Source organism: Candidatus Cardinium sp. cBcalN2 (assembly GCF_022810445.1).
Taxonomy (GTDB): Bacteria; Bacteroidota; Bacteroidia; order Cytophagales; family Amoebophilaceae; genus Cardinium.
On the sequence record NZ_JAACGD010000121.1, the window covers coordinates 1 to 772 of the forward strand.

The window sequence follows — 772 nt, forward strand, 5'->3', positions numbered from 1 at the left end:
GATCTAGGCGCCATACCAATAAGATATCACCAGCAGTTAAACTTTCTAAATGTTTAACAAGACATGTAGATTGAATGTATTACGAAAATACCGAAGCTTATTCAGAGGTTCTGTCGCGTTTGTTCTAAACAAGTTATTTATCTTTATTATTTATACTTAAATAAGTAGTTACTATGTTTAAAATTTCTCCCGGTTTATTACTTTATTTTAAAGGATATTGTTCTTGATCAGCAGTCGTTCTGTTATTTTGCTAGATGAAATGTCGTTTTTCTTTGAGCTATATAGATCCGGAATAAATGATGCCTATAAGAAGCGCAAAAGTTGATCACTCTACGCTACAAAGATGGATTATTAAGTTTGTTCCTTTTATAAACAGGTAAGAAAAAGAAAAAGATCAGCTAGTAGTAGTTGAAGAATGGATGAAACGTATGCTAAGCTAAATGGGAAATGGCTCTATTTATATAAAGCAGTAGATCGTTATGGTGATACGGTTGACTTTTTTCTGTGTAAGTATAGAAATAAGTCTGCAGCCATTATCATTGCAGGAGGTAGCAAACATTCGTGTGATTCAAAAAGGACAACTAATCGAAGCTAATCACACCGTTTCTACTTTTGAGAACTTTGCTAGGCTAATGGCCGAATAATGTTCGAAATTTCAGGTAAAGGAAAAATTACAATCAATAACAATTATAGACGCCACAAAACCACGGAGATCAGATATCTTTTTAGATTTATAATCAGACATACATCACAGAAATCAAGTATAAATCCA

At 32.6% G+C, this 772-nt stretch carries 1 pseudogene; it reads left to right on the forward strand.

The annotated features are described in order from the left end of the window. Positions 1-173 precede the first annotated feature (173 nt). Positions 174-535: pseudogene (locus tag MUW74_RS03745) on the forward strand (DDE-type integrase/transposase/recombinase); the annotation flags it as partial. Positions 536-772 lie beyond the last annotated feature (237 nt).